The organism is Planktothricoides raciborskii GIHE-MW2, assembly GCF_040564635.1.
In the GTDB taxonomy this organism is placed as follows: Bacteria; Cyanobacteriota; Cyanobacteriia; order Cyanobacteriales; family Laspinemataceae; genus Planktothricoides; species Planktothricoides raciborskii.
Genome location: NZ_CP159837.1, coordinates 4,511,782 through 4,537,116 on the forward strand (window position 1 = coordinate 4,511,782; position 25,335 = coordinate 4,537,116).

The 25,335-nt window shown below is 42.1% G+C and carries 21 protein-coding genes; 12 read left to right on the forward strand and 9 right to left on the reverse strand.

Annotated elements, in window-relative coordinates; translation table 11 throughout:
- Positions 1-491: 491 nt before the first annotated feature.
- From ABWT76_RS19375 to ABWT76_RS19385, 3 genes are all read right to left on the reverse strand, one after another.
- Positions 492-1,388 carry a glycosyltransferase family 2 protein gene (locus ABWT76_RS19375; protein ID WP_082348915.1) on the reverse strand — a complete coding sequence of 299 codons (897 nt, stop codon included), beginning with the start codon at positions 1,386-1,388 and terminating at the stop codon, positions 492-494.
- Between the two features lie 193 nt (positions 1,389-1,581).
- On the reverse strand, positions 1,582-2,400 hold the full coding sequence (locus tag ABWT76_RS19380; protein ID WP_054467172.1) for an HpsJ family protein: 819 nt from the start codon (positions 2,398-2,400) through the stop codon (positions 1,582-1,584).
- 190 nt (positions 2,401-2,590) lie between these two features.
- A complete protein-coding gene (locus tag ABWT76_RS19385; protein ID WP_354634813.1) occupies positions 2,591-3,943 on the reverse strand; it encodes a TIGR04283 family arsenosugar biosynthesis glycosyltransferase in 1,353 nt (450 codons plus the stop codon).
- A 223-nt stretch (positions 3,944-4,166) separates the two neighbouring features.
- Between ABWT76_RS19385 and blaOXA the strand changes: the two genes are divergently transcribed.
- Both blaOXA and ABWT76_RS19395 read left to right on the forward strand, forming a co-directional pair.
- Positions 4,167-5,045: a class D beta-lactamase gene (gene blaOXA / locus ABWT76_RS19390; protein WP_354634814.1), complete on the forward strand. Its 879-nt coding sequence runs from the start codon at positions 4,167-4,169 to the stop codon at positions 5,043-5,045.
- A 205-nt stretch (positions 5,046-5,250) separates the two neighbouring features.
- Complete coding sequence (locus tag ABWT76_RS19395) at positions 5,251-6,387, forward strand: endonuclease NucS domain-containing protein (protein ID WP_354634815.1); 1,137 nt, start codon at positions 5,251-5,253, stop codon at positions 6,385-6,387.
- A 428-nt stretch (positions 6,388-6,815) separates the two neighbouring features.
- On the opposite strand, the gene ABWT76_RS19400 is transcribed toward ABWT76_RS19395, so the two are convergent.
- A complete protein-coding gene (locus ABWT76_RS19400) occupies positions 6,816-7,193 on the reverse strand; it encodes a clan AA aspartic protease (RefSeq protein ID WP_354634816.1) in 378 nt (125 codons plus the stop codon).
- Positions 7,190-7,462, reverse strand: a complete 273-nt coding sequence (locus tag ABWT76_RS19405) for a hypothetical protein (RefSeq protein ID WP_190877226.1) — start codon at positions 7,460-7,462, stop codon at positions 7,190-7,192. Before ABWT76_RS19405 ends, ABWT76_RS19400 begins: the two co-directional genes overlap by 4 nt.
- Before the next feature lie 307 nt (positions 7,463-7,769).
- Between ABWT76_RS19405 and ABWT76_RS19410 the strand changes: the two genes are divergently transcribed.
- The 5 genes from ABWT76_RS19410 to ABWT76_RS19430 all read left to right on the forward strand — a co-directional run bounded on the left by ABWT76_RS19410 (position 7,770) and on the right by ABWT76_RS19430 (position 12,211).
- The gene (locus ABWT76_RS19410; protein WP_354634817.1) at positions 7,770-8,456 is read left to right on the forward strand and encodes a histidine phosphatase family protein; all 687 of its coding nucleotides are present in this window, start codon (positions 7,770-7,772) and stop codon (positions 8,454-8,456) included.
- Positions 8,457-8,808: 352 nt separating this feature from the next.
- Positions 8,809-9,789, forward strand: a complete 981-nt coding sequence (locus tag ABWT76_RS19415) for a sodium-dependent bicarbonate transport family permease (RefSeq protein WP_054467178.1) — start codon at positions 8,809-8,811, stop codon at positions 9,787-9,789.
- Positions 9,790-9,794: 5 nt separating this feature from the next.
- Entirely contained in the window at positions 9,795-10,088 is a 294-nt protein-coding gene (locus ABWT76_RS19420; protein ID WP_054467179.1) for a P-II family nitrogen regulator, read from the forward strand.
- Positions 10,089-10,114: 26 nt separating this feature from the next.
- On the forward strand, positions 10,115-10,792 hold the full coding sequence (locus ABWT76_RS19425; protein WP_054467180.1) for a carbonic anhydrase: 678 nt from the start codon (positions 10,115-10,117) through the stop codon (positions 10,790-10,792).
- A 147-nt stretch (positions 10,793-10,939) separates the two neighbouring features.
- Entirely contained in the window at positions 10,940-12,211 is a 1,272-nt protein-coding gene (locus ABWT76_RS19430) for a proton extrusion protein PcxA (RefSeq protein WP_354634818.1), read from the forward strand.
- A gap of 14 nt (positions 12,212-12,225) precedes the next feature.
- On the opposite strand, the gene ABWT76_RS19435 is transcribed toward ABWT76_RS19430, so the two are convergent.
- A complete protein-coding gene (locus ABWT76_RS19435) occupies positions 12,226-13,464 on the reverse strand; it encodes a cell wall metabolism sensor histidine kinase WalK (RefSeq protein WP_197285321.1) in 1,239 nt (412 codons plus the stop codon).
- A gap of 59 nt (positions 13,465-13,523) precedes the next feature.
- Positions 13,524-14,198 carry a response regulator transcription factor gene (locus tag ABWT76_RS19440; RefSeq protein WP_054467186.1) on the reverse strand — a complete coding sequence of 225 codons (675 nt, stop codon included), beginning with the start codon at positions 14,196-14,198 and terminating at the stop codon, positions 13,524-13,526.
- Between the two features lie 397 nt (positions 14,199-14,595).
- Between ABWT76_RS19440 and ABWT76_RS19445 the strand changes: the two genes are divergently transcribed.
- Positions 14,596-15,663 carry a glucokinase gene (locus ABWT76_RS19445; RefSeq protein WP_354634819.1) on the forward strand — a complete coding sequence of 356 codons (1,068 nt, stop codon included), beginning with the start codon at positions 14,596-14,598 and terminating at the stop codon, positions 15,661-15,663.
- Between the two features lie 295 nt (positions 15,664-15,958).
- Positions 15,959-16,186, forward strand: coding sequence for a photosystem II protein, Psb35-related (locus tag ABWT76_RS19450; RefSeq protein ID WP_054467188.1), 228 nt, complete (start codon positions 15,959-15,961; stop codon positions 16,184-16,186).
- Here the strand turns inward: ABWT76_RS19450 and ABWT76_RS19455 are convergent.
- A complete protein-coding gene (locus ABWT76_RS19455; RefSeq protein WP_156331836.1) occupies positions 16,159-16,299 on the reverse strand; it encodes a hypothetical protein in 141 nt (46 codons plus the stop codon). The genes ABWT76_RS19450 and ABWT76_RS19455 overlap by 28 nt on opposite strands.
- 230 nt (positions 16,300-16,529) lie before the next feature.
- Between ABWT76_RS19455 and ABWT76_RS19460 the strand changes: the two genes are divergently transcribed.
- The 3 genes from ABWT76_RS19460 to ABWT76_RS19470 all read left to right on the forward strand — a co-directional run bounded on the left by ABWT76_RS19460 (position 16,530) and on the right by ABWT76_RS19470 (position 23,522).
- Positions 16,530-18,551 (forward strand): AAA-like domain-containing protein, encoded by a 2,022-nt coding sequence (locus tag ABWT76_RS19460; RefSeq protein WP_354634820.1) that lies wholly within the window; start codon positions 16,530-16,532, stop codon positions 18,549-18,551.
- Between the two features lie 102 nt (positions 18,552-18,653).
- On the forward strand, positions 18,654-20,759 hold the full coding sequence (locus tag ABWT76_RS19465) for an AAA-like domain-containing protein (protein WP_354634821.1): 2,106 nt from the start codon (positions 18,654-18,656) through the stop codon (positions 20,757-20,759).
- Between the two features lie 18 nt (positions 20,760-20,777).
- Complete coding sequence (locus tag ABWT76_RS19470) at positions 20,778-23,522, forward strand: CHASE2 domain-containing protein (protein ID WP_354634822.1); 2,745 nt, start codon at positions 20,778-20,780, stop codon at positions 23,520-23,522.
- A gap of 3 nt (positions 23,523-23,525) precedes the next feature.
- On the opposite strand, the gene ABWT76_RS19475 is transcribed toward ABWT76_RS19470, so the two are convergent.
- The gene (locus ABWT76_RS19475; protein ID WP_354634823.1) at positions 23,526-25,286 is read right to left on the reverse strand and encodes a mechanosensitive ion channel domain-containing protein; all 1,761 of its coding nucleotides are present in this window, start codon (positions 25,284-25,286) and stop codon (positions 23,526-23,528) included.
- Positions 25,287-25,335 lie beyond the last annotated feature (49 nt).

Consider the following 25,335-nt stretch of genomic DNA (forward strand, 5'->3'; position numbering starts at 1 on the left):
ATTGAATGGGTCAACGGCCAATTTTATCGATGATTAAATCTGATTATAGCTAGTTAGCAATGCCGTTGATCTCGAAATGGCTGCAATGTAATTGTGCTGGCGCCAGTTAGGGGATAGACTCTTTTATTGAGCCATAATAAAAGCGTCCGAAAGATCCGAAACATTTTCGGGTACGGCAGAAACACCGCAACAAAAGCAGTTTGTGAGATTTTGTCCGCCTGGTTTTTGGCATCTTACAGGAGAATCCGCCGATGTCAATTAGTCCGGTTCAGCAAAATCTGCTCTTTTATGAGAGATTGTAAAGAATTATTTCACACTTTGGCCAAAAGGCGATCGGCTTTGAGGGATTTATGGGAGATATGGCAGGGAGGATTTTTGTCTATGGCTATCCCTGGCTGAACCATATGAGTCAATATCACTCTTCGACTCCCAGATTAAACAATGATTAAACGATTAAACAACGATTAAACAACGATTAAAGAAAATTTAGTCTAACTGCTCGAAGAACGCACCGGATCTGTCCCTTTGGCGGTCTTGCCATTAGAATCGTTGACCGCGATGTTCGATCGCGCAATAGGCATATTTTGCAGTTCCCAAACTTTTAGCAAAATCAGATACTCATAAAACGCTTGTAAGGTACACCAGGCAAAACCTGGGCGACCATCTAAGCAACCTCCGAGTAAAAAATACATATAAAAAAACCGCACCAAGGGTCGAAAGGGCAAGCGCAGGGATAAGTCCTTGAGGGCACGGCGTTTTTCGACTTCTGATTTACCAAAAAATAAATTTTGCCAAGAGACAGAACCAGATTTGAGTTGCCGCATGGTTTCGGCGGCTTCATCGCTAGAATAGCGGTTGTGTTTTTCAATCCAGCGATTTAATCCTTTGCTACAGGTGTAATGGGGATAGGTTTCTTTGAGAAAACCTGTTCGCCCATCACAGACTTCTCGTTCGGTATGGCCATAGTCCGTAAACCAGACTTTATCTTTGCGGAATAGGCGCATTTGATAGCGAGGATACTGGGTGCTACGGCGAATCCATTGATTCATAAAGATGACTCGCTCGGCGACATAGTAACCAATATATTCTTTACTTTTAATGGCTTGCAGGCATTCTTGGAAAAGTTCTGGGGTCATCCGTTCATCGGCTTCTAGGATATAGACCCACTCATGTTTGGTTTCCAGTTCCCGCAACATCCAAGTGCGTTGCCTGCCATGACTTTCAAAGGGGTGTTGGACGATGCGGACTGGATACTGTTGGGCAATTTCTATGGTGCGATCGCTACTGAGGGAATCCACCAGAATAATGTCATCGGAGAGCATCGCTGACTCAATACAAGCCGCAATATCAATTTCTTCGTTGTGGGTGAGGATATAGATAGAGAACATGAGTGCATTGCCGTTTTCTTTACAGAAATTAGGGGGAATGAAGATGATTGTTATTGGTTATTGGTTATGGGTTATTGGTTATTCATGAATTGCTGGCCAATAACCCATAACCAACAACCAATAACTAACAGCCAATAACTAACAACCAATAACTAACAACCAATAACCAATAACCAATAACAAATAATCAATATTATCTAGGTCTACCACCAGCACGACCGCCGATAAAGCCCAGATTTTTTAACCCTGTCCAGCCAACTGCACTATAGGCGGCTGCCAGCAGTAAACTACTGATCCCAGTTTGCAGTCCTGATTTTACGGATCTGATTTTGGCTTGTGCTTCCCGTTCATCCTGTCGCTGACGAATCTCTTGTAACTGTTGATTTTGAATGGCTTGGGCGCTGAAGTTTTGATTGACGAATTGATCCACATTGGAGGGATTCTCTTGAAAGGTTTTAAGTAATTGTTTTTCCTGTTCGGTGACTTCTTCGCTTTCTAGTCTTTGTTGCAACAATTGCGGGTCGGAAATCAGTTTTTGCAGTTCAGTTTTAAATCGGTTTTGGATTTCAGAAATCTGTTGTTGACCCTGGGTACTGCCAATTCGCTGGGCTAAGACCGCTTCTTGTTGGGCGGCTTCTTCGCGAATGCTTTGCAGGGCGGCAGATCGCTCCATACGGACATTATTGAGGTGCAGGGGAAATAGCAGCAGAAAAATTAAGCCAAACACCGTAGAAAAAATTAATGCCCAAAATCTTAAGTCTAGTAACGCCGGACGAGAAATTTTGGAGGTTCCGGCATTACTTTCAATCCAAAACCCCAGCAAAACTAAGGCAACGCCCATGAGTGGAATCACTCCTCGGTCTACTAATTGAGTGGTGTAGCCTAGTTGCCACTGTCTATTTAGGAGTTCCGGCGGAAAGGCCAAAATTAAATAGTCTAATACAGAAGAAACGATTAAAAGTAATCCCACCACTTTCATGGTCAGGGATGCAACGGCAGAAGATGGATTCATAAGTTTTCAGTAATTTTAGGGGTAAGTTTTGTAAGTGCTTGTCTCAGGGTGTTTGTCTCAGGTTGTCAGTCCGATAGCTTTGGTTTTGAAAAGCCAACGGGAAATTTTTTCCAGTTCCAATTTTACAAGCATCTTTAGTAGCATCCCTGTTGATTCAGTGAATTTACGGTTGTCTGTTGTGGCAAAATGGTTATTTTTTGCTGATTTCCCTATTTCCTCGATACCACTGAACCAGGCGATCGGGGGAAACTCCGAGATAATAACCAATAATCATTAGCTGATTAATGACTGTGGTTTTCAGGAGTCCCAGTTTCTGCCAGCGTCGGGCTGAGGTGCGTACCGCTACAGGGGCGATCGCAATTTTTCCCAGTTTTTTTAATCGGCGCATTAGTTCAAAGTCTTCCATAATGGGAAGTTGAGCAAAGCCACCAAGTTGACGAAACACTTCGGATCGTAAGAATATTCCCTGGTCGCCGTAGGGTAGGGACAACCAGTGCGATCGCCACTTTACCCCAGTTTCGATCGCCCGTAGACCCCATCCCTGACTATCAATGCAAAGTTCAAAAGCTCCGGCAATGACTTCCGGATCTTCTAACTGTTCTAACACGATCCGATCGAATCTCTGAGGCAATTGGGTGTCTGCGTGCAAAAATAATAAGATTTCGCCGATCGCTCGTTTGGCCCCTGCGTTCATTTGATTAGCCCGACCGGGGGTAGTGGAAATGACTTGAACCCCTAAAGATTGGGCAATTTCCCCGGTTTTATCTTGACTGCCACCATCCACCACAATGATTTCTAGGCTATTGCTATGTTGGTTTTCTGGGGAAATATTTGCCCGAATTTGTTGTAGGGTGGTTTCGATTATGGCAGCTTCATTGACGACAGGGATAATAATCGATATTTTGGGTCGGGAATAGACGATCTGGGGATGGTTGATTAAGATATGTAAATCTTCGGGGCGATCGATGTCAGCTAATTCCGGCAAAAGTTGCCAAGGAAAGCCTAAGTTTTTGGCAATGGTCAGTGTTTGGAATAATACGCGATCGCTGCCCCAATCAATGCCAGTGAATAACTCTGGAATTAACCGCCGCAAACCGATTAAATAGTATCCCCCATCAGCGGCTTGACCGAGGATTAAATCATGGGATTGTAGCTGGTCAAAGGCTTGTTTTAATCTGGCTGCATCGAGGTCAGGACAATCAATCCCAATAATAATAACTCGTTCCATGCCGATATTAAATGCGTCAGTAAATGCCGCCAACATTCTAGCCCCTAAATCTCCTTCTGATTGCGGTTGATAAGTTATTGTATCTCCCCCGCCCAGCCATAATTGCATTTTCGCTTCATTCCCCCCGGCAAAGCGAATTTCTATAACCAGATTTTCTAGGGAAAAATCCGATAACTTTTTGGCTTGTTGCAGAGTATATTCAGTCATAAGCCGCTGCAAATCAGCCGCACCCTCTGGGCCGAGGGCAGGAATTAAGCGAGTTTTGGTTTTTCCCGCTTCAGGATATCGGGTAAAAATAATCAGTTTGTCAGTCAATTTACTTGGGGTTTTTAGTATGATATGAATAATATTTATTATTACCACAAAGACACAAAGAACACGAAGATATTTATCCTTTATATTTATCCTTTGTGTCCTCTGTGTCTCTGTGGTTAAAGAAAAAATCGCTTAAATATGATAAAATTAGTTATCTCAAAATTTTATTTAACCCTATCCGGGATCATTTCTAGGAATAACCTTTTTTATCCACGAAAAAATTATGACGCGATTCTGGCGATTGACTATTTGGCTATTTTCATGGACTATTGTAGCATTTATCCAGGTGCAAAAAATACCAGAGCCATCAAAAGCGGCATCAACCATGCCGAAATCAGTAATTGATAATCAGCTTTTGGTAGAGGGGGACGATCGTCTTGATTTTGGCAGACATTTCCGGGAAATGGCTGTTGAAGGTTCTATCATAATTTATGATTTGAAAAATCAGCGGTTTTCTGAACATAACCCCCAACGAAATATGACAGCTTTTCCCCCGGCATCAACTTTTAAGATTCTCAATTCTTTGATTGCTTTAGAAACTGGGGCGATCGCCGATGAGATTGCCGTTTTGACTTGGGATGGAATTGAACGAGAACTTCCCCAATGGAATCGAGACTTAAATATGAAAGAGGCATTTAAACTTTCTGCGGTTTGGTTTTATCAAGTTCTCGCCCGTCGAGTGGGATACGCACGAATGCAAGAATGGGTGAGTAAAGCCGCTTATGGTAATCAAAAGATTGGCGATAGAGAGGATATTGATAAGTTTTGGTTGGATGGTGAATTACGCATTAGTCCTGAAGAGCAAATTCAATTTCTCCGTCGTCTATATGATAATAAATTACCTTTTTCTGAAAAGTCAATAGCGATTGTTAAAGATATTATGATTAATGAAAAAACGCCAGAATACACTATCAGAGCAAAGACAGGGTGGTTCGGTTTTGGCAACGATGCGATCGCCAATATTGGCTGGTATGTTGGTTATGTGGAAACCGGAGATAATGTTTACTTTTTTGCCACTAATATTGATATTCGCGATGAGAAAGATGGAGCGGCTCGAATCCAGTTGACTCGTCGCTGTTTACAGGATATGGGAGTGCTTTGATTCCCGGCTTTCCTGAACGATTATCTATTGCCTTAATAAGCAGAGAAAATATTTTAACCACAAAGACACAAAGAACACGAAGATATTTCCCCTTTGTGTCCTCTGTGTCTTTGTGGTTACAGAAAAAATCGCTTAAATATGCTAAAATTAGTTATCAAATAATCAGGCTTAAATTGTGGATCAACTTAGATCGGGGTAAACATCAATGGTTAATTTTGTCAACTTAAGACAAACCGGCAGCGGTTGGGAGTTTGAAAGTGAAGCGGCTTTAGAGGATTTTCTGGAGGAAAATTTACCGGCTTTATTCGGGCTACACCCTTTGAAAAGGCAACATTATGTGAATGAGCAATTTTGCGATATTGTCGCCGCTGGGGATAATAAAAATTTAGTGATTTTGGAGTTGAAAAATACCGAGGATCGCTATGTGGTGCAACAGCTAACTCGTTATTATGATGGGTTGCGGGAACAACAAGCATTTAGCGACCAAGTAGACTATAGTCAGCCCGTTCGGTTAGTGGCGATCGCGCCCAGTTTCCACCGGGACAACTTGATTGACCGAAAATATCATACTTTGGCTTTTCAATTCCTGAAGTTTTCCGTGATTTCAGAAGATGAAAAATTCTATTTTCAGATCATTGATATAGATACAGAAGAACAATCGATATTACAAATCAGTCAAATTCAGACGCAAGAACCTGGGGTAATTGCTAGTCCACCTAGAAGACTTCAGACAATGCTGACTCAATGTAATGACCAGACCAAGTATGAAATTCTCAGAATCCGTGAACATTTACTAACCTTTGATAGGAGAATGCAGGAATTCTCTAGTAATGGAATTATCAAATATGGTAATAATCAGGGAAAAAGCAGTAAAATCTGTGCTGAATTATGTACCGATAGTCAATCTAATATAATTTTATTTTTATGGCTGCCTTACAAAGGAGGCAAAAGTCAGAGAGTTGGACGGGCAAGAATTTGGACTGATTGGCAGGGTCACGCTTTAATCGAAGGATATGTATCAAGTGGAATTGGGGCTCAAATCACATCACAGAAAAAAGTTATAGCAAATTTAATTGAAAAATTTAATCCTGAAGATTATCAGTCATCAGTTTATTGGAGAAATGCACGAAAATGGAACCGATATTATTTAAAAGAATTTAAGAGAATACAAAAGCAGATAGAAGAAGAACAGCCAATTAGTTGGGAGGATCTTAAATTGCGAGACAAGTTACAACAATTTTTAGAAGAATTGCGACGAGAAAAATTAAGTTTGAAAAATCCATGTAAACCATTAAATTATTTAGTGGATTTATCTTTGAATAAATGGTTAGAAAGATTATAGTTATTTCGGCTTTGTGAAATTCAAAGAGATTGTTGAGATTTTCAGTAATTTTATTTTATAGGCATGAGTGGAGCGATAACGCATCCGCGCCGCTTCGCGATCGCACCCAAGAGACAAGACAAGAGTGATTTGTTTCCCTGGTTCAACCTGGAAGCAGAAAATATTATTACCACAAAGACACAAAGAACACGAAGATATTTCCCCTTTGTGTCCTCTGTGTCTCTGTGGTTCAGATTTACCACAAAGACACAAAGAACACGAAGATATTTCCCCTTTGTGTCCTCTGTGTCTCTGTGGTTCATATTTACCACAAAGACACAAAGAAGACGAAGAGATTAAAACCGATCTTTGTGTTTTTGTGGTAACAAATAATCTTGGTGTAGCCCCGAATATGGGTATTTATAACCCGATCGCGCTCTAACTTAGAATTAGACCGTGTTTACTTTGCACAGTTCTACCTTGCCTCCTTCAAATACTTCAACCATGAGTTGATAGCCTTCCATCAATGACATTCCGACAAGAGGTTCTGAATCAGCTTCATCAATGGGGATCGTCAGATAAACCCCATCCCAAAGTACAACGGCTTCGTAGATGTTAAAAACGCATTCACTACCATCACCGAGAATAGCGCGTCCCCGTCTTTTCCATTTCAGGTTTAAGCGATCGATCAAATCTGGAGACAATGAAAGCCAACCATTAAAACCTGTGTCTACGATCGCATCTTGTGTGTAAAATTTGCCATCAGAGCCACATATTGAGAGCGAGAGAATCGCCTCAAAATCCCCGTTGACAATTCCTGCGATCATACAGTTCTTTTGGTGCCTCCGCCGAATCGACGAACATAGCGAGAACCAATACGGACAATCCATATTTGAGCATCTGGGTGACGATCTTCCAGGCGATCGCAAGCGGCTATTTCACTCGCATCAACCTCAAAATCTTGAGTTTCAAGGTCGATCGCGACAATTTTACCTTCATTACCCAATTCGACTTGTGGGCGTATTTGAGTTTGATAAATCAGATCACCGCGTTGGGCAAATTCTTCTTTGCTATACCGAGGTTGACAAACTGCCATGATTTTGATTTCTCCTTAATGGAAACCTTCTATGTCATTGTGCGGGGCAATTTTTATTATAACACAATATAACCACCAATCACGGATTGATGTCAACCTATTTTTCACGACTATTTATTAAAAATAATTTAACAATTACCACAAAGACACAAAGAACACGAAGAGATTTCCCCTTTGTGTCCTTTGTGTCTTTGTGGTAAACCTGAACGACTTCAGACAGAGAGAACGAAGAGATTAAAAGCGATCTTTGTGTATTTGTGGTAGAAAATAATCTTGGTGGAATTAGTGGAATTTTTTGAAATCAATTATGTCCCAAACTATTTGGATCGCCCGACACGGAAACCGCTTAGATTTTGTTCGCCCGGAATGGTTTGATACCGCCGATCGCCGCTACGATCCGCCCTTGTCTAAGGATGGATTTGTCCAAGCCAAACAACTGGCACAACGCTTAAAAGGGGAAAATATCCGGCATATTTTTGCCTCTCCTTTTTTGCGAACGGTGCAAACTGCCCATGCCGTCGCGGAAGCTTTAGATTTACCCTTGAAACTAGAATGGGGAATCTGTGAATGGCTAAATCCTGAGTGGATGTCTACTAAGCCAGAAACCGCACCTTTGGCAGAGTTGGTTAAAAAATATCCTCGCATTGACTTAAATTACCAATCTTATTTGGTGCCCCAATATCCCGAAGCCCCAGAATCAGTTTGTTTAAATCGGGCGGCGAAAACTGCCAGTTATTTGGCGGCTACTTTTTCTGAGGATATCCTGCTGGTGGGACATGGGGCGACGGTGTTGGGCAGCACAATGGGCTTTATTCCAGGAGTGACGGATTTTGATATTCGGACGCCTTTGTGTTGTTTGGTGAAGTTGGTTCGCGAGAATGACCAATGGGCGATTCCGCAAAGCGGATCGCATTGGCGAATCGCACTGAACGGGGATACGTCCCATCTGGATGAACCAATATCAAGCAGAACTACTGCTTGGTCTATCAAATAATTGTGAAGTGTTGCTACGTCTCGACGCCAATCAGCAATCAGGGTCTTTGGCATCGGAGTTGTCAGCAAACCCTTAAAAAAATATGACAAAAATTAGCAAATCTTTTCGAGTTCTTGACATTCATTCTCTACAGTTGGGGAAATAGCCAAGCTCAAGGGTGCATTCGCTGGCAAATATGACGAACGGGATTTGTAAGAAGCCTGGTAAAAAATATCCCCAGCATCTTACGCCCGGGCGATCGCCTCCACATCTTACTAGGGGCGATCGCCTTTACCCAGTCATAGTGGCAGCCAACATCGGCACCTACGTCCTGCCCTAAATGCGCCCATTAGCTTACAGGGATAACAACCACATGAATTCCAGTCTGATCCTGTCCAATATCCTCAACCCGCCCGTCTTATTTTTCTTTTTGGGTATCTTAGCGGTTTTATTTAAATCTGACCTAGAAATCCCCCAACCGTTGCCCAAGCTATTTTCCCTCTATCTGCTGCTGGCGATCGGCTTTAAGGGAGGCTATGAAATTGACGAAAGCGGTATCACTCCAGCGATCGCCCTCACTCTGCTCGCCGCTATATTGATGGCGTCTATAGTACCCATTTACTCATTTTTCATCCTGAAAATCAAGCTGGATGCCTACAACGCAGCAGCGATCGCTGCCACCTACGGTTCCATTAGCGCCGTTACCTTCATCACCGCGAGCTCTTTGCTCACCCAACTTCACATCAACTTTGGCGGTCACATGGTCGCCGCCCTCGCCCTCATGGAATCTCCCGCCATCATTGTGGGTCTGATTATCGTGCGTATTTTCACCAGTAAAGACAATGAAAACGGTAGCTTCTCTTGGGGAGAAGTCCTGCGGGAATCCTTCCTCAACAGTTCCGTATTTCTCCTCGTAGGCAGTCTAATCATTGGTATTCTCACTGGCCCCAAAGGTTGGGAAAAGTTAGAGCCATTTACCCAAGGAATTTTTTACGGAGTCCTCTGTTTCTTCTTGCTGGATATGGGACTGGTAGCCGCCAAAAGAATCAAAGACTTGCAAAAAACCGGCTCCTTTCTCATTGGCTTCTCCGTCCTAATGCCAATTGTCAACGCCATTATCGGCATCCTCATTGCCAAAGTAATTGGACTCAGTGAAGGCAACGCCCTTCTGTTTGCGGTCCTCTGCGCTAGTGCCTCTTATATCGCCGTTCCCGCTGCCATGAGAATGACCGTTCCTCAAGCTAATCCCAGCCTTTACGTTTCAATGGCTCTCGGCATTACTTTTCCTTTCAATATCATTGTAGGGATTCCCGTGTACTTAGAAATCATCAAAAAATTGGGGTTCGTCCTCTAAACATTATGGAAATCGTCAAAAAAGTAGAAATCGTCACCATTTCTTTGGAAATGTCCAAAGTCCTAGAAGTTTTAGAAGAAGTAGGAATTACCGGCTATACCGTGATCCGGGATGTCATCGGCAAAGGAGAGAGGGGGCTGACCGCCAACGATTTAGAAAAAGATGTCCTCAGCAACCGCTACGTGATGACCGTATGTACCGCAGAACAAGAGGAGTTGCTCGTAGAAGCCATCCGCCCCATCCTCAAAAAATTTGGCGGCGTTTGCATTGTCTCTGATGCCAAGTGGATCAGACATTAAGTTGATTTTACTCTAGGAGGATTTCGATGCCTATTCAGCGAATCATTCAAGGGTTAAATCAGTTTCACGACAACTACTTCATCAGTCACCAGGAACTATTTGAGCAGCTTTCTCACGGTCAGTCTCCTGAAGTTTTATTCATCACCTGTTCTGATTCCCGGATTGATCCCAATCTCCTGACCCAAACTCAACCCGGAGAACTATTCATCATTAGAAATGTGGGTAATCTCATTCCTCCTTATGGTGCTTTAAATAGTGGCGAAGGTGCGGGAATCGAATATGCAGTGCAAGCATTGGGTATTAGAGAAATTATCATCTGCGGTCATACCCACTGCGGGGCGATGAAAGGACTGCTACAACTGGGGAATCTTGCCGAAACCATGCCCTTGGTTTATGACTGGTTAAAGCATACTGCGGAAGCTACGCGCCGCCTGATGTTTGATAATTACAAAGACTATGAACCGGATAAGCTGTTGCGGTTGACTATCGAGCAAAACATTCTAACTCAGATAGAAAATCTAGAAACTTATCCGGTGATTCGTTCTAAGCTGCACAGTGGCAACCTTCATCTCCATGCCTGGGTTTATGAAATAGAAACGGGAGAAATCCTGGCTTACAACGCTAGTATGGGAAAGTTTATCCCGTTGGAGAAAGAGCCATTTCCTGTTCCCGATCCTCTGGCCAATATGAATAATTTTCACTAGCTATTCTGCCCGGATCAGGTTGAATATTTTACTTGTGACTATATCGAGTTGCAATTTAGATATTTTACTCACCTAAATTTAAAGGTTATTTTAAAATTAAAATAGCCTATTTTTTATTAAAATTAATTCATCTAATTTACCTGAATTATGAAAGAAAAATATTGGCAGCCAATGATTTATGACAAGATGATGAAGGGGCAACAATGGTTTTTATCGACTGCCGAAAGAGCTTTAGAGGAAGCATACCAAGCGGCATTGAATATAAAGACCATTGAATCGGAAGAATTGCGACAGCAACGGGAAGCATCATCCCGATATACTCCGAATGTTAGAGATTATTTTCGGGCTGATATTCAGAAACAAATCCAAATTATTAATCTGCGAATGGCGGAGTTTAAAATCAGTCGTTACTTGCTGAATATTTCTAATAAAGCTTTTTTGGAAAAACTGAGAGTTATTGATGATGTGCTGGGTAATTACAAAAATTTAGAACCTGATGATTCATCGGCATTGCTTCCCACCCAGCCGGAGCCACAGCCGGTTAACCCTGATTTTAAAACTGTAATCGTCAAGGCGAATATATCCGCTCCCAATCAAAGTTCTGAAAAAATGGATAATCTCACGGATAAAACTGGGGTGCTGCCCCGGTCAATTGGCAGAACCTTTAAAAAAATTAAGACCGATTTAAATCCTAATGCGGAAGCAGAGGTTATTCAGAAATTTCGCAGTTCTAGAAATAAAACCAAAACATCTATCTCGTTTTTGGTGGTGCTGATTCTGGTGCCAATTTTAACCCAGCACGTTTCAAAAATATTTATATTTTCTCCTTTAGTTAATCAATATTTTGAAAATGAAACAGGACAAATATTTCTCAATTATGAGATGAAGGAGGAGGCATTTCAAGAGTTGCAGGCATTTGAAGAGGAAATCAAATTTACCAGCTTACTTGGGGCAACTCCCAAGCTTTCTGTTGAGGAGATAGAGTCTTTGGTTAAAGAGAAAGCCGTGGAAATTGCCGAAGACTTTCGCGGCAAAAGTCGCAGTGCGGTGAGTAATATTTTTGCGGATATTCTGGCGACGTTTTCTTTTGGTTTAATTTTGGTGACTAATCGAAAAAAAATTGCGGTACTGAAGTCTTTTTTAGATGAAATTGTGTATGGGTTGAGTGATAGCGCGAAGGCGTTTGTGATTATTTTGTTTACGGATATTTTTGTGGGGTTCCACTCCCCCCACGGTTGGGAGGTAGTTTTGGAGGGGTTGGCAACGCATTTGGGGATAGCGGCAAATAAAAGTGCGATTTCTCTGTTTATTGCCACGGTGCCGGTGGTTTTGGATACGGTATTTAAGTATTGGATATTCCGCTATCTCAGCCGCATTTCTCCTTCGGCGGTGGCGACGTTGAGAAATATGAATGAGTGAGTAAATTTTTTGGTTTAGGTGGGGGAAGATGCGGGCAATCGGACGGTGAAACAACTGCCTATTCCCAATTGGCTGGTGACATCGATCGCCCCTTTATGTTGCTGGACGATCGCCCGGGCGATCGCTAACCCCAAACCAGACCCTCCTTGCCCATAAGCGCGAGTGCGATCGGCTCGCCAAAAGCGCTCAAACACCTTTTCCACATCTTCCTCAGCAATCCCTACCCCTGTATCCCGCACTTCCACCTCAATATAAACCCCAAAGTTAATCGCACTCAGTGATATTGTTCCTCCTGCCGTGGTGTAGTGCAAAGCATTTTGAATCAAATTCACAAACAACCGTGTTAGCTGCCCCTCATCTCCGGCAACATACAGATTTTCCCTAATCCTTCCATATAATTTAATTTGCTTTGCCTCAGCTTGTGTCTGATAAAGATTGATTAACTTTTGTAAAGTGGTTGTTAAATCCACATTCTCCCAATCTCGGCGGAGTATTTGCACCGATAGGTCGGCATGACCATCGGTGCGTGCTAAAAAGAGTAAATCTTCCGTAAGCTGCGTCATCTGGTTGGTGGCGCTGGCGATCGCCTCAAATTTTTCCCCATCGGTGTTCCGCATCCCCTCTGGATACCGCAAAGCCACCATCACATTACTTTTAATCGCCATCAGAGGACTACGCATTTCGTGGGAAGCATCCGCCGTAAACTGTTTTAACCGCTGAAAACTATCCTCGATCGGCTGCATCGCCTGACGAGTCAGCCAGACACCCCCTGCCCCACTCAAAAGCAAGGCCATCAAAATTCCCCCAGCCAATCCGCAATCCAACTTTTGAATGATTTGATCCACCTCGGTTAAAGATTGACTCGCTCTAACGTACCCCACAATCTCACCGCCATTACTCCCCATCATTGGCAGAGTTACCGCCTCAAGCCTCGGTGTCTCCTGAAATTGAACTGCCTCTCTTTTCTCCAAAGGCAAATTCACGATATAGACTCCTTGTTGAGCCATCAAATTTCCCGCCCGATCAAACCACTGTAGGGTCTGTTCGTGTTGCATCAAATCCCGTTCATAGAAAAAATTATCATTAATATGATTAAATTGAATTTTTCCCTGTTCAAACGCTACCGCCGCCGACCCTTCCGCCAATGCCCTTAACGTCTCTGTCAGTTGGCGCATCAGAATCCGCGTAAATATCCCCCGCACGGCGATCGCAAACACCACCAGAATAGAGGCAAACACCAGTAGATACGACATTAACAACCGATGCCTAATCCCATTAAACATCAAAATTTACCCCATTATTTAGGTAGGCATTATTTAGGAGAAAATCGATAGCCAACCCCGTAAACCGTCGAAATCAATTCCTCTTCAATTCCCGCAACTTTCAGCTTGCGGCGCAAATTTGTCAGGTGAGTCTTTACCGTTTCTTCTCCCGATGACTTATCTAATTCCCACAATTTATCCAACAACCCTCCCCTGGTTAAAACTTTATGGGGGTTGCTCAAAAAAAACTTTAATAAGGTATATTCTTTCGGGGTTAGCGCTAGAGGTTTACCGTTACAAGTCACCTCATGGTTACTGGGATTGAGTTGCAAATTTCCATAACTTAAAATCGCGGGGCGGATTTCAGGACTACGCCGGGAGACAGCCCGAATTCGCGCCGATAATTCTTCCAGTTCAAACGGTTTGACTAAATAATCATCAGCCCCAGCATCTAACCCCATGACTTTATCCGTGGTGGTATCCCGCGCCGTAATCATTAAAATAAAACCCCTGTAATTATTGCTACGCAAATGTTTGCACAGACGGATTCCATCTAATTTCGGCAGCATTAAATCCAACAAGATTAGATCATACTCTACTGTTTGGGCATATTCCCAACCTTGTTGCCCATCGCACACCACATCCACAATATAATGCTGGTGTTTTAAGTCTTCCGCTATAGGCCGAGCAATTCTATCATCATCTTCTACAACCAAGATTTTCATAACTTACCGCTGTTTGCCCAAACAATAAAGTAGGTGAACATAATTAATTGCACTTTTCGTTCCCCACCGTAAATCCTTGGATTCCCGCCTTCGCGGGAATGACAGTTTTTCTTTTGATATGGTCTGTGGTGCATTTATTTCTGCCCGTCTACTAAGATTCATACAGCAATTCTTCGCCACCTAAAGTGACGGAGCAATCTCGATCATCTAAAATCCCCCTGGTCGCGTCTATTATATGAGAGTTTGATGCTGATCAACAGTGGTCATCAGTCCTTTGTCCCTTCTGGGAAGGTGGTATTCTGAAGGATAACAGACAACGGAGATACCTCCCACCTCACGGAAATCGAAGCTGTTATAAGGTTAAATTGAATCGATTTCTTTAGTTTAATCAGACAATATGACTTTATTACTGGTCGGCGATGTTGGCGGCACAAAAACTCTATTGCGGTTGGTGGAAATGCCCACGGGGGAAACATCTACTACTGCTTCTCAGCAGAAAAATCTCTATGAAGCACTTTATACCAGTCAGGAATATCCTGATTTGGTGCCAATGGTGCGAGAATTTCTGCAAGCAGCCGCCGCAGCATCGGGCAGTTCTCCCACCCCTACTAAGGCTTGTTTTGCGATCGCCGGGCCAGTGGTGGGCCATACCTCAGTCTTAACTAATTTGGCATGGTCTTTGACTACCGAACGATTGGAACAAGAACTGAATATTGCCCATGTGAGTTTAATTAACGATTTTGCAGCGGTGGGTTATGGGCTGTTGAGTCTGACCCCAGAAGATATTTTAACTTTGCAACCGGGTAGACCCCAGTCAACGGCACCCATTGCCGTTATTGGTGCCGGGACTGGATTGGGAGAAGGATTTTTAGTTCGCTTGTTAGATGATTATCATGTGTATGCCACCGAGGGGGGTCATGCGGATTTTGCCCCTCGTACCGATATGGAGTTTGAATTGTTGCAATATTTCCACCAGCACTATCATTTGGATCGGGTATCCGTAGAACGAGTGGTTTCTGGACAGGGCATTGTGACGATTTATCAGTTTTTATGCGATCGCGCCCAAGACCTCGATCGCGATCGCTTATCTGCTGCCAGCGAACATTCGACAAATCTGGGGGCAAATCTGACCAAAAAAGACCGCCATCTTTCCGCTGCGGAAATTTCTCAAGCGGCTTTAGAGAAAAGTAATCCCATTTGCCAGCAAACGATGGAATTATTTATCGAAGCTTACGGGGCAGAAGCGGGAAATCTCGCTTTAAAATTACTCCCTTATGGTGGCTTATATTTAGCCGGAGGAATTGCCGCCAAAATCTTGCCCTTAATTAAAGAAGGCGATCGCTTTTTGAACGCCTTTAAACAAAAAGGCCGTATGAGCTCTTTATTAGAAAGAATCCCCGTCCATATCGTCAAAAATCCCCAAGTGGGACTCCAAGGGGCGGCGGTTTGTGCGTCACGCTTATAATCCCACCCATTATAATCTCACCCATGCCCCCAGGCTCCCCTTCATGCCTGGGGGTTATTTGTGGTTAGTTACGAGTAACTGTTATGCAACCCCCCGGCAGATTGATTGACAAAAAATTTTTACAGTTAATTTGCATAAAAAAAATCTCTAATTTTTTGCTAAACATAGATTTTTTTTGCAGATTAGTAGTTATTTATCTAGAATAAATAGAAAATATCCTAAAACCTCTTGACACTTCCGGCAATACTTTGTTACATTTATTTACATAACGTTACAAAACTTAAGGAAAACACCAATGACTATCGTGATTAGCTTATTCGTGGTTGGTTGGATAGCGGCGGCTGTGCTCGGCACTCAGGCTTATTTCTTGGGTGAACAAACCAAGCCCATTCACGAACGTAACTGGCGTTCTGAGTCTTTTGCCCAGTTGTCTAAATCCGTAACTGGCAGCGAGATTGACTACAGCAAGAGAGTTCCAGCTTTTGCAGTGGATGCTTACACCAGCCAAAACCTGCCCAAATAATTAGCCGTGGCAGGATTTCCCAACCAGAGGCGATCGCGCATCCGCGCCGCTTCGCGAACGCGCTCACCAAAAATTAGTATCCCGTGGGGCGATCGCAGAAAAAAATCAGTCATCAAGAGCAAAAAGGGGCTTTCATAGCCCCTTTTTGCTCTTTGGCATCAGGCTAAAATAAAGAAAATGCTTTAAAAAATCAGGCGGATCTAATTCACAGCCCAACTGGGACACCGGGAACTGATATCACCAAATCACCAGAAAAACTGTCCTAGAAACAGCAGAGATATTTTACAGTATAGAAAGGGTGAGCCGGTATTTCACCCAGATTCAGGTGTTGAGGTGGTGAGTTATGACAATTGAAGAGATTATTTACCTGATTGAGGCAAAAAGCGAAAAAGAGTTAAGACCCGTAGAAAAATTAATCCTTGAGCAAGCGTGGGAAGGGAAGACTTTTACGGATATTGCCACCCTGTCGGACTATGGTGAGCATTATCTGAGAAAAACTGCTTCCTCGTTGTGGAAGTCACTTTCGGAAATTTTTGGCGAGTCACTCACCAAGGGTAATTTTCGCGGCATCCTGGAAACCCGCGCCCTATGCTCCAATGAACAACTATTAATGGAGACTTTTTACGCCAATAAATCTTCTGAACAGTCACCGCCATTTCCAGGGAGTCCACTGCCCTTGTGGTCTAAGTTTTATATTCATCGCCCAGCAATTGAAGAACTAGCTTATGCAGAATTGATAAAATTAGGCAGCGTCATTCGCATCAAAGCCCCAAGAAAAATGGGAAAAAATTCTTTGCTGTTGCGAATTATGAATCGGGGGAATAGCTTAGGCTATCGGGGGGCTTTTTTAGATTTTCAGCAAGCGGAAAGTGGGACTTTTGAAAATCTGGATAAATTTTTACGTTGGTTTTGTGCCACCGTGACGCTACAAGCGGGTCTGACCCCAAAATTAGACGCCTACTGGGATGAAACTATTGGCAGTAAGGTTAGTGCGACTTTATATTTCCAAGCATATCTTTTACCAGCGGTGAGTAGCCCGTTTATTTTAGGGCTAAATGAAGTGAATATTTTATTTCAATACCCGGCGATCGCCTGCGATTTTTTTCCCATGCTGAGAAGCTGGCATGAAGAGGCGAAATATGTAGAAATTTGGCAACGACTCCGGATGATTGTGGTTTATTCTACAGAAATTTATATCCCCTTAAACCTGAATCAATCTCCGTTTAATATTGGTTTACCGATTAAACTAACTGAATTCAACCTAGAACAAGGGAAAGATTTAGCCAAAGCGTATAATTTACCTCTGAAGGCAGCCGATTTGCAAAAGCTAATCGATCTGTTAGGGGGACATCCTTATTTAATGCAGTTGGCTTTCCATCACTTGAGCCAAGAAGATAAAGCATCAACGGGTAAAACCAACCTTGACGATCCAAAACATTTAAGTAAAGCTTTAAAACATATTTTAGAAACGGCTACAAATCAAGCCGGTATTTATCGAGATTATTTGCGAAGTCTCTGGGCAAATATCCATGATCATCCGCCTCTTTTTGCCGCATTTAAACAAGTGCTAGAAAGCAATGAAGCGGTAGAATTACCGGATATTATTGCTTACAAGTTGGAAAGCTTGGGACTGATTAAGATGTCAGGAAAACTTTGTAGTGTCAGCTTGCCATTGTATCGCCTATATTTTTCCGATCAACTCTCCCTTGAACAAAATGCCAAAGTGAGTTTAGTCACGAATAATCAATGGAACTTGATCGAACAGTTAGCGAAATATAAGCAAGCGGTAGATCAATTTATCTATCGAGATAACCTAACAGGTTTCACTAATGGCAAACATTTCAAAAAGCAGATGGAGCAAAAATGGCTGGAGTGGAAAGATCAGCCGGTTTCCCTGATGATTTGTCAGATTGACTTTTTGCATTTATATAATCAATTTCATGGTAATGAAGCCACGGATGACTGTTTACAGAAGGTCGCTGGAGTAATTGGTAACTGTGTCGAGCAGCCATTAGAGTTTATCGGGCGTTTGGGTGAGGCTAAGTTTGCTATATTTTTACCGGGGAAGACCCAAGGGCAAGCGGAAAAAATTGGTCGGCAGATTTGTGAACAAGTCAAAGGGTTGGCGATCGCCCATAATAATTCTAGTATTGATGGTCTTCCAGAAACGATCACCGTGAGCATTGGCGGATCCAGCCGGGAGGCTAGGCAACCTGAAGTCACCTTAGAAATTATGCTCAATGAGGCAGAAACATACTTGCAGCAAGCACAAAAATGGGGAGGAAATCGCATGGTCAACAGTGTTTCTTTATTAGAAAATTTTTCTACGCCTTCGGGTTCTTCGGAAACTTCCGTGACTCCATAAGATTTAATCAGAACCGCGATCGCTTAGTATCCTATATTAACTATGATTTTCGTTTCTGTTCTACCACCTTTGATCTAACATAACTGATTCAAAAAATATTGTATGAGCCTCGATCAACTCCTGATCTTAATTACTGTTGCCCAGCAAAAAAATTTGACTCCGGCACAAAACCTAGTGTTAGGAGGCTCCTGGCATGGGCAAACATATACTCATATCGCCCAACAATCTATCTATGAAGCGGATTACCTCAAAACAACAGCAGCGAGATTATGGCAAATGATTTCTCAGTTGTTGAATGTACCGATTACTAAGTCAACTTTCCGTTCTGTGGTGGAAACTTATGTTTTGACCCCGGAACAACTCGCTTTAATCTCGATTTATAACCAAGATCAATCTCCTAGCTTTATTTTAAAAGAGACTAAAAATCCAGGTAATTTGGCGATCGCCAAATTTCCGTCTCCCTGGGAGAACCAGTCCGCCAATAGTCTGAATTCCTTAGAATATCCCAGTGGACCTGTTCCGGTAGAATCACCCTTTTATATCGAACGACCACCCATTGAAACAACCGCTTATCAAGAAATTACCAAACCGGGCAGTATTCTGCGGATTAAATCTCCCAAACAAATGGGTAAATCTTCCCTGCTGTTAAAAATTTTTGAGCAAGCAAACCTTTTAGACTATCACACAGTAAATATAGACTTTTGTCAAGGAGACGAATCGATTATTTCTAATTTAGATAAATTGTTACGCTGGTTTTGCAGCCTGCTCGGTCAAAAGTTAAACATCCCCGCCAATTTAGAAGAATGCTGGGCAAGCACAATGGGCAGTAAGGTGAACTGTACCTTATATTTTGAACGGCATCTCCTGCCAAAAATTAACCGTCCACTGGTTGTAGCTTTCAATGAGTTAAACCGACTGTTTAAATATCCTTACATTACTCAAGAACTTTTAACCATTGTGCGGTCATGGAGCGAAGAAGCCCAAAAATATGCTCCTTGGAATCATTTAAGATTTGTGTTACTTTACTCTCAAGAAATTTACCCAGAATATCCTCTATATACTTCTGCTTTAAATATCGGTTTACCCTTAACTTTAACGGACTTTACTCCAGAACAAGTTAATCAGTTAGCCCAACGTCATGGAGTTTGCTGGAATTCGGCACAAATCGAAAAACTCATGGCAATGGTTGGCGGACATCCTGCCCTGATCCGATTAGCATTTTATCACCTCGTCAATCCCCTAAAGTTTAATACAGAATCCATGAGTCTAGACCAGCTATTAGCGTCAATGGCGAATCCCTTCGGAATTTATCGAGATCATTTGCATGATTTGCGGCAACATTTTCAAGAAAATGAGGAATTAAACCGCGCATTTCAAGGATTGTTAACCGAGGAAAATCCCATCAGCTTACTTCCTGAATTAGCCGATCAATTAGAAAGTCTTGGGGTGGTGAAAATCGATCAAAATTGTCAAGTCACTGTTCGGTGTGAATTATACCGTTTATATTTTAGTAATGCCCATAATATAGGGGAAAATTCCTGCGGTAAAATTACGGATACAGAAGGAAAAGTCTCTAGCGGGGAACGCTTGCAACAAATCGAGCAGGAATATCAAGGATTCCAGCAGCAGATTTGTCATCGAGATCCGTTAACCAATCTGGTCAATCAACTGGGATTTTATCAGTATATTAGCAGGTATTGGCAAGAGTTTATTGACAATCAATTACAACTTTCAGTGATTGTAGGTAGTCTGGACTATTTTCACCTCTATTATCAGAACTTTTATTATGATAAATATGGCAAAAATATCGGCGATGCTTATTTAAAAAAAATTGCTGATTTGCTGCGTCAGATAGTTGATTATCCGGGGAAGATTATGGCTCGATTTGAACCGGGAGAATTTGTCATATTTTTACCCAGTGTTTCCGCCGCTGACGCCCTAGAATTGGCGGAAGAAATTAGAAAACGGGTGAAAGCTTTGGGGTTAGTGCACGATCATCTGCTGATGGGAGGACTGCCCGATACGATCACCATGAGTTTAGGGGTGGCGAGTATTCAGGCGAAGGCTCAAAATTATCCAGATTACCTGATTAGAACCGCGAATTTGGCTTTGGAACAATCAAAGAAACAAGGGAGCGATCGCACCTCTTTTGAACCAGCTTTTGAACCAGCTTTTGAACCAGCTTTTGAATCTATTGAGTTTTCTTAGTTTCTGACTACGCCGATTATGCAAAATATTATCCGTGATGATTTATATCAAGTTGGGGGGAGTCTGAGATCTGATGCTTCTACTTATGTGAGGCGCTCGGCAGATGCTCAACTGTATAATGCCTTAAAAAAAGGTGAATTTTGTTATGTTTTCAACTCCCGTCAAATGGGGAAATCCTCACTGCTGGTGCAAACCCGACATCGGCTGCTGCAAGAGGGATTTCAATGTGCCACGGTGGATTTAACTCGCATTATCACGGAAAATATTACCTCAGAACAATGGTATAAAGGCTTAATTTTTGATTTGTGGCGAGGATTTAATTTATTTGATAAATTCGATCTAAAGTCGTGGTTTATTTCGGTAGATGGCTTGTCAAATGTCCAAAAACTTAGTCAGTTTTTGGAAGAAATTTTAATGAATCAATTTGCCAAGCAACCCCTGGTAATTTTTTTTGATGAGATAGATAGTTTAATCAATTTTGATTTTTTAACCAATGATTTTTTTCCGTTGATTCGCTCTTGTTATAATCAGCGATCGCTGAATCGAGAATATGAACGTTTGACCTTTGCTTTTTTTGGGGTGACGACTCCAGGAGATTTAATTAGAGATCCCCAGAAAACTCCATTTAATATTGGTCAACCCATCGACCTTCACGGCATTAACCTGGATGATGCTAAACCCTTAGCCCAAGGATTAGTCGGCATTGTTCCCCAACCCGAAACGGTGATTAAAGAAATTTTTGATTGGACGGGAGGACAACCTTTTTTAACTCAAAAACTATGTCAATTAGTGGTGCATCATATCAAGTATTATCGGGAAATAAATCCTGGGAATGGGGATAATTGGGAAAAATGGATTTCCCATTTGGTGCGATCGCAGATTATAGAGAACTGGGAGTCCCAAGATGAGCCGGAACATTTAAGAACCATTAAAAATAGAATTTTAAACAATGAAAATCGGGCAGCCAGACTTTTGGGTATTTATGAGCAAATTTTGCAGAAAAAACAGATTAAATTTAATGATAGTCGCGATTATATTGAATTAGAACTAAGTGGATTAGTTTATAAAAAAAATGGATATTTAACCATTAAAAATCGAATTTATGAGCAAATTTTTAATCCAGCTTGGGTCACGGAACAACTGGATAAAATTCGGCCATATTCCTCTGCATTGCGGGCTTGGCTCAAGTCCGGTCAACAAGATGAATCTTGTTTGTTACAAGGTCAAGTATTACAAGATGCTCTTGCCTGGGCATTGGGCAGAAGTTTGAGCGATTTAGATTATAAATTTTTAGGAGCTAGTCAAGATTTAAGTAAACGATCCGCCCAAAATGCCTTAGAAGTGGTCGAACTAGCCAGCCAGATGTTGTCTCAAGCTCGGTATCAGGTAAAACAAGAAAGTTTTCAACCCAAAAAACGTAGAATCACTCATCTGGCGATCGCCTTTACTTCTGCGTTGGCCGTGATTTGTTTGCGTTGGACGGGACTGTTTCAACCTGTAGAATGGAGTCTTTACGATCAATTTTTTAGAATCCGTCCTTTAGAACCTATCGACCCTAGAATTGTCATTGTCACTATTGATGACGCTGATTTAACCAAAGTTCAAAAATGGCCATTTCGCGATGAAATATTAGTTCGGGCTATTGAAAATATAAAAAAACAAAATCCCGCAGTAATTGGTTTAGATTTATATCGAGACTTACCCGTTGAACCGGGTTATCAAAAATTAGTCAAACTTTTTAAATCCACCCCAAATTTAATTGGGGTGCAAAAAGTTGTGGGACGGCAGGTTCTTCCCCCGGAAATTTTGCAAGATTTGGGACAAGTGGCTATGGCTGATATGGTGTTAGATCCTGATGGAAAAGTCCGTCGAGGATTGTTGTCTGTAAGAATCTCAGAAGGAGAGAATCAAATCGCTTTGAGTCTAGGAAGCCAACTGGCAACTGAGTATTTGGCCAGGAAGGGAGTGATGCTGCAAAGAATTGGTGAAAATAAACTTCAGCTAGGGAAAGCAACGATTGTGCCATTTCGACCTTATGATGGCAGTTATATCCGATCGCATAGTGGCGGCTATCAAATTTTGCTGAATTTTCGTAGCCCACAGAATAATTTTCACTCGATCTCTTTTGCCGATGTCCTGGATAATACAATTGCACCGGATTGGCATCCACCAGATTCAAAGAAACTGCCTCTGGAAGATTGTATTATTTTAATTGGTGCGATCGCTGAAAGTTTAAAAGATGTGCATCACACTCCCTACACGACCAGTTGGACAGAAAGTTTGAATTTGACTCCAGGGGTGGTAATTCATGCTAATGTCACCAGTCAACTTATTAGCGCCGCCCTCGATGGACGACCGATGATGAAAGTTTGGAGTGAAGGTCAAGAATGGATGTGGATTTTGATTTGGTCAGTCATTGGGGCTGGATTTAGTTGTCTGATTAAATTAGAAAAATTTACTTTTTTTTCAACGGTAATCGCAGTGTTATTATTGGTATTATTTTGTTATCAGGCATTCATTCGTGGCTGGTGGGTGCCTTTATTTCCCCCGATATTGGCAATGATTACCAGCGCGATCGCCACCACAATCTTGTGCCATCAACAGTTAGAAAAACTGCAATTACGACGGATTTTAGAATTGCTCATATGCCAACAGTTAAATCATCCCACGGCGGTCAAAATTGCCATTCAATACCTTAAAGAATCTGAAAGTAGTCAAAATCAGGAATTGTTAGATAAATGGTTAAAAGAACTGCGTGAATAGTCATTACCGATCATCTTTAGCTAAGAATTTTTGTAATACCTGGATTAAAGTTTGTTCTAAATTAGTAGAAATTTGCAGGGGAATACTGCCAGACCGGACGTGCAAATCTCTCTGAGGAAACGGAATTTCAATCTCATGTTGAAGCAGTAAATGCTGAATTTTAAAATTTAAATCGCTTTTAATCGTAAATAATTCGCTAGGTTGGTCAATCCAGACCAGTAATTCAAAATTTAAAGAATTGTCTCCAAACCCTAAAAACATTACTTTGGGTGGCGGAACTAGCAAGACGAGAGGGTGACTTTTTGCCGCTTCTAAAAGAGTTGATTCGACGACTTGAACATCAGAACTATAGGCGACTCCGATGGGAATATGCAGACGAGAAACGGGGTTGCTATGACTCCAGTTAATCACTTCATTTTCCAGAAACCGAGCATTGGGTAAAATAATGGAAATCCGATCTAAAGTACGGATGGTGGTACTGCGAGCACCGATATATTCAACAATCCCAGTGTAACGGCCAACTTCTACAAAGTCACCGACTTGAATGGGTCTTTCAAATAGTAAAATTAATCCGCTGGCAAAGTTTTTGGCGATATCTTGGAAACCTAGACCGATAACAATACCTAGGGCACTGGCAAGAATGGTTAAAGAACTTAAGTCTAAACCCCAGATTTGCAGCACAACCACGGTGCCAAGGGCGATCGCGCTGTAGCGAAAAATGACGGCAATTACTTCTTGTGTACCTCGGTTCATGCCCGTAATTTGTAATATCCGAGATTTAAATAAATCTGTGGCTTTCCAAGAAAGATTTACCAATCCAAATAATAAAAAACCTAAGAGCAAAATATCCGGGATAGAATACGCTTGTTGACCGAGGGTAAGAATTGGTGAAGTAAAAGTAGTAATTAGAGCATTGACAATCAGATAACTCCATTGTCGAGTCACCGGGAATAAATTGCTAATCCCCAACGCGGCGAAAAGCCAAATCACGACGCGAGCAGTGCCAATAGTCAGATTACGGAGTAAATCTAAAGAGTTAATCAGGTTCCGTTGTTCGCTGTCTTCCGTGAGATTTGGTAGTGAAATTTTTTGCCAAAACTGCCGTAGTAATTTATCTGATAAAGAGTGTAAGCTAATGGCGGCAAACACAATTGCCGCCGAATAAATTAATCCTTTAACAATAAAATCAAACTGGCGTTGTTGTTTCCCGGTAGTTAAAGACTGCTGAATTTTGTCAGCCCATTCCTGAGCTCTTTCTTGGGGAGTCCTGGGCGCCGCATCACCGGAAGTCACAGTCAACAACTGCTGGTTATTGAGCGAAATAATCGTCAACTGATTATTAGATTGATTCACTTTCACTTGTACCGGATTCTCAGAAGCCACAGCTTCTTCTAATTTCTCTGAAATTAACTGCGCCCGAAGCTCTGCTGAATGTTCTGCTGTATCCGTGACAAAAAACAGTTCTTGACCATCTAAAGTTACTGGGGCTTTAGCTTTTTTTAGATATAACTCAATCCAATTATTGAAAACACTGGCGATATATTGCCGATCTGAAAGTTGCCCCTCGACGAAGGGCAAGCTAGGTGCGGTTCCCACTCTGGAGGAAACTAACAATGCATCCGAAATCCTGGGTAGATTAAGGGTCATCCCTTTGGGCGAAATCCATAATACCAGCACCATTCCCAAAACACCACAAATTATCCAGCGGAGAAGTCGATCAACTGTGGTCAGCTTAGTCAGACTTCGGTTACGGTAATTGCTCACGGAGTTAATCCTTATATTTAGTCAATATTTAGTCAATAGTTAGTCAATA

Coding starts and splice junctions, on each gene's coding strand:
- ABWT76_RS19465 (WP_354634821.1), top strand. CDS start 18,654: ATGAGCCTCGATCAACTCCTGATCTTAATTACTGTTGCCCAGCAAAAA.
- ABWT76_RS19410 (WP_354634817.1), top strand. CDS start 7,770: ATGTCCCAAACTATTTGGATCGCCCGACACGGAAACCGCTTAGATTTT.
- ABWT76_RS19425 (WP_054467180.1), top strand. CDS start 10,115: ATGCCTATTCAGCGAATCATTCAAGGGTTAAATCAGTTTCACGACAAC.
- ABWT76_RS19460 (WP_354634820.1), top strand. CDS start 16,530: ATGACAATTGAAGAGATTATTTACCTGATTGAGGCAAAAAGCGAAAAA.
- ABWT76_RS19430 (WP_354634818.1), top strand. CDS start 10,940: ATGAAAGAAAAATATTGGCAGCCAATGATTTATGACAAGATGATGAAG.
- ABWT76_RS19450 (WP_054467188.1), top strand. CDS start 15,959: ATGACTATCGTGATTAGCTTATTCGTGGTTGGTTGGATAGCGGCGGCT.
- blaOXA (WP_354634814.1), top strand. CDS start 4,167: ATGACGCGATTCTGGCGATTGACTATTTGGCTATTTTCATGGACTATT.
- ABWT76_RS19375 (WP_082348915.1), bottom strand. CDS start 1,388: ATGTTCTCTATCTATATCCTCACCCACAACGAAGAAATTGATATTGCG.
- ABWT76_RS19395 (WP_354634815.1), top strand. CDS start 5,251: ATGGTTAATTTTGTCAACTTAAGACAAACCGGCAGCGGTTGGGAGTTT.
- ABWT76_RS19415 (WP_054467178.1), top strand. CDS start 8,809: ATGAATTCCAGTCTGATCCTGTCCAATATCCTCAACCCGCCCGTCTTA.
- ABWT76_RS19470 (WP_354634822.1), top strand. CDS start 20,778: ATGCAAAATATTATCCGTGATGATTTATATCAAGTTGGGGGGAGTCTG.
- ABWT76_RS19440 (WP_054467186.1), bottom strand. CDS start 14,198: ATGAAAATCTTGGTTGTAGAAGATGATGATAGAATTGCTCGGCCTATA.
- ABWT76_RS19405 (WP_190877226.1), bottom strand. CDS start 7,462: ATGGCAGTTTGTCAACCTCGGTATAGCAAAGAAGAATTTGCCCAACGC.
- ABWT76_RS19445 (WP_354634819.1), top strand. CDS start 14,596: ATGACTTTATTACTGGTCGGCGATGTTGGCGGCACAAAAACTCTATTG.
- ABWT76_RS19400 (WP_354634816.1), bottom strand. CDS start 7,193: ATGATCGCAGGAATTGTCAACGGGGATTTTGAGGCGATTCTCTCGCTC.
- ABWT76_RS19380 (WP_054467172.1), bottom strand. CDS start 2,400: ATGAATCCATCTTCTGCCGTTGCATCCCTGACCATGAAAGTGGTGGGA.
- ABWT76_RS19455 (WP_156331836.1), bottom strand. CDS start 16,299: ATGACTGATTTTTTTCTGCGATCGCCCCACGGGATACTAATTTTTGGT.
- ABWT76_RS19435 (WP_197285321.1), bottom strand. CDS start 13,464: ATGTCGTATCTACTGGTGTTTGCCTCTATTCTGGTGGTGTTTGCGATC.
- ABWT76_RS19420 (WP_054467179.1), top strand. CDS start 9,795: ATGGAAATCGTCAAAAAAGTAGAAATCGTCACCATTTCTTTGGAAATG.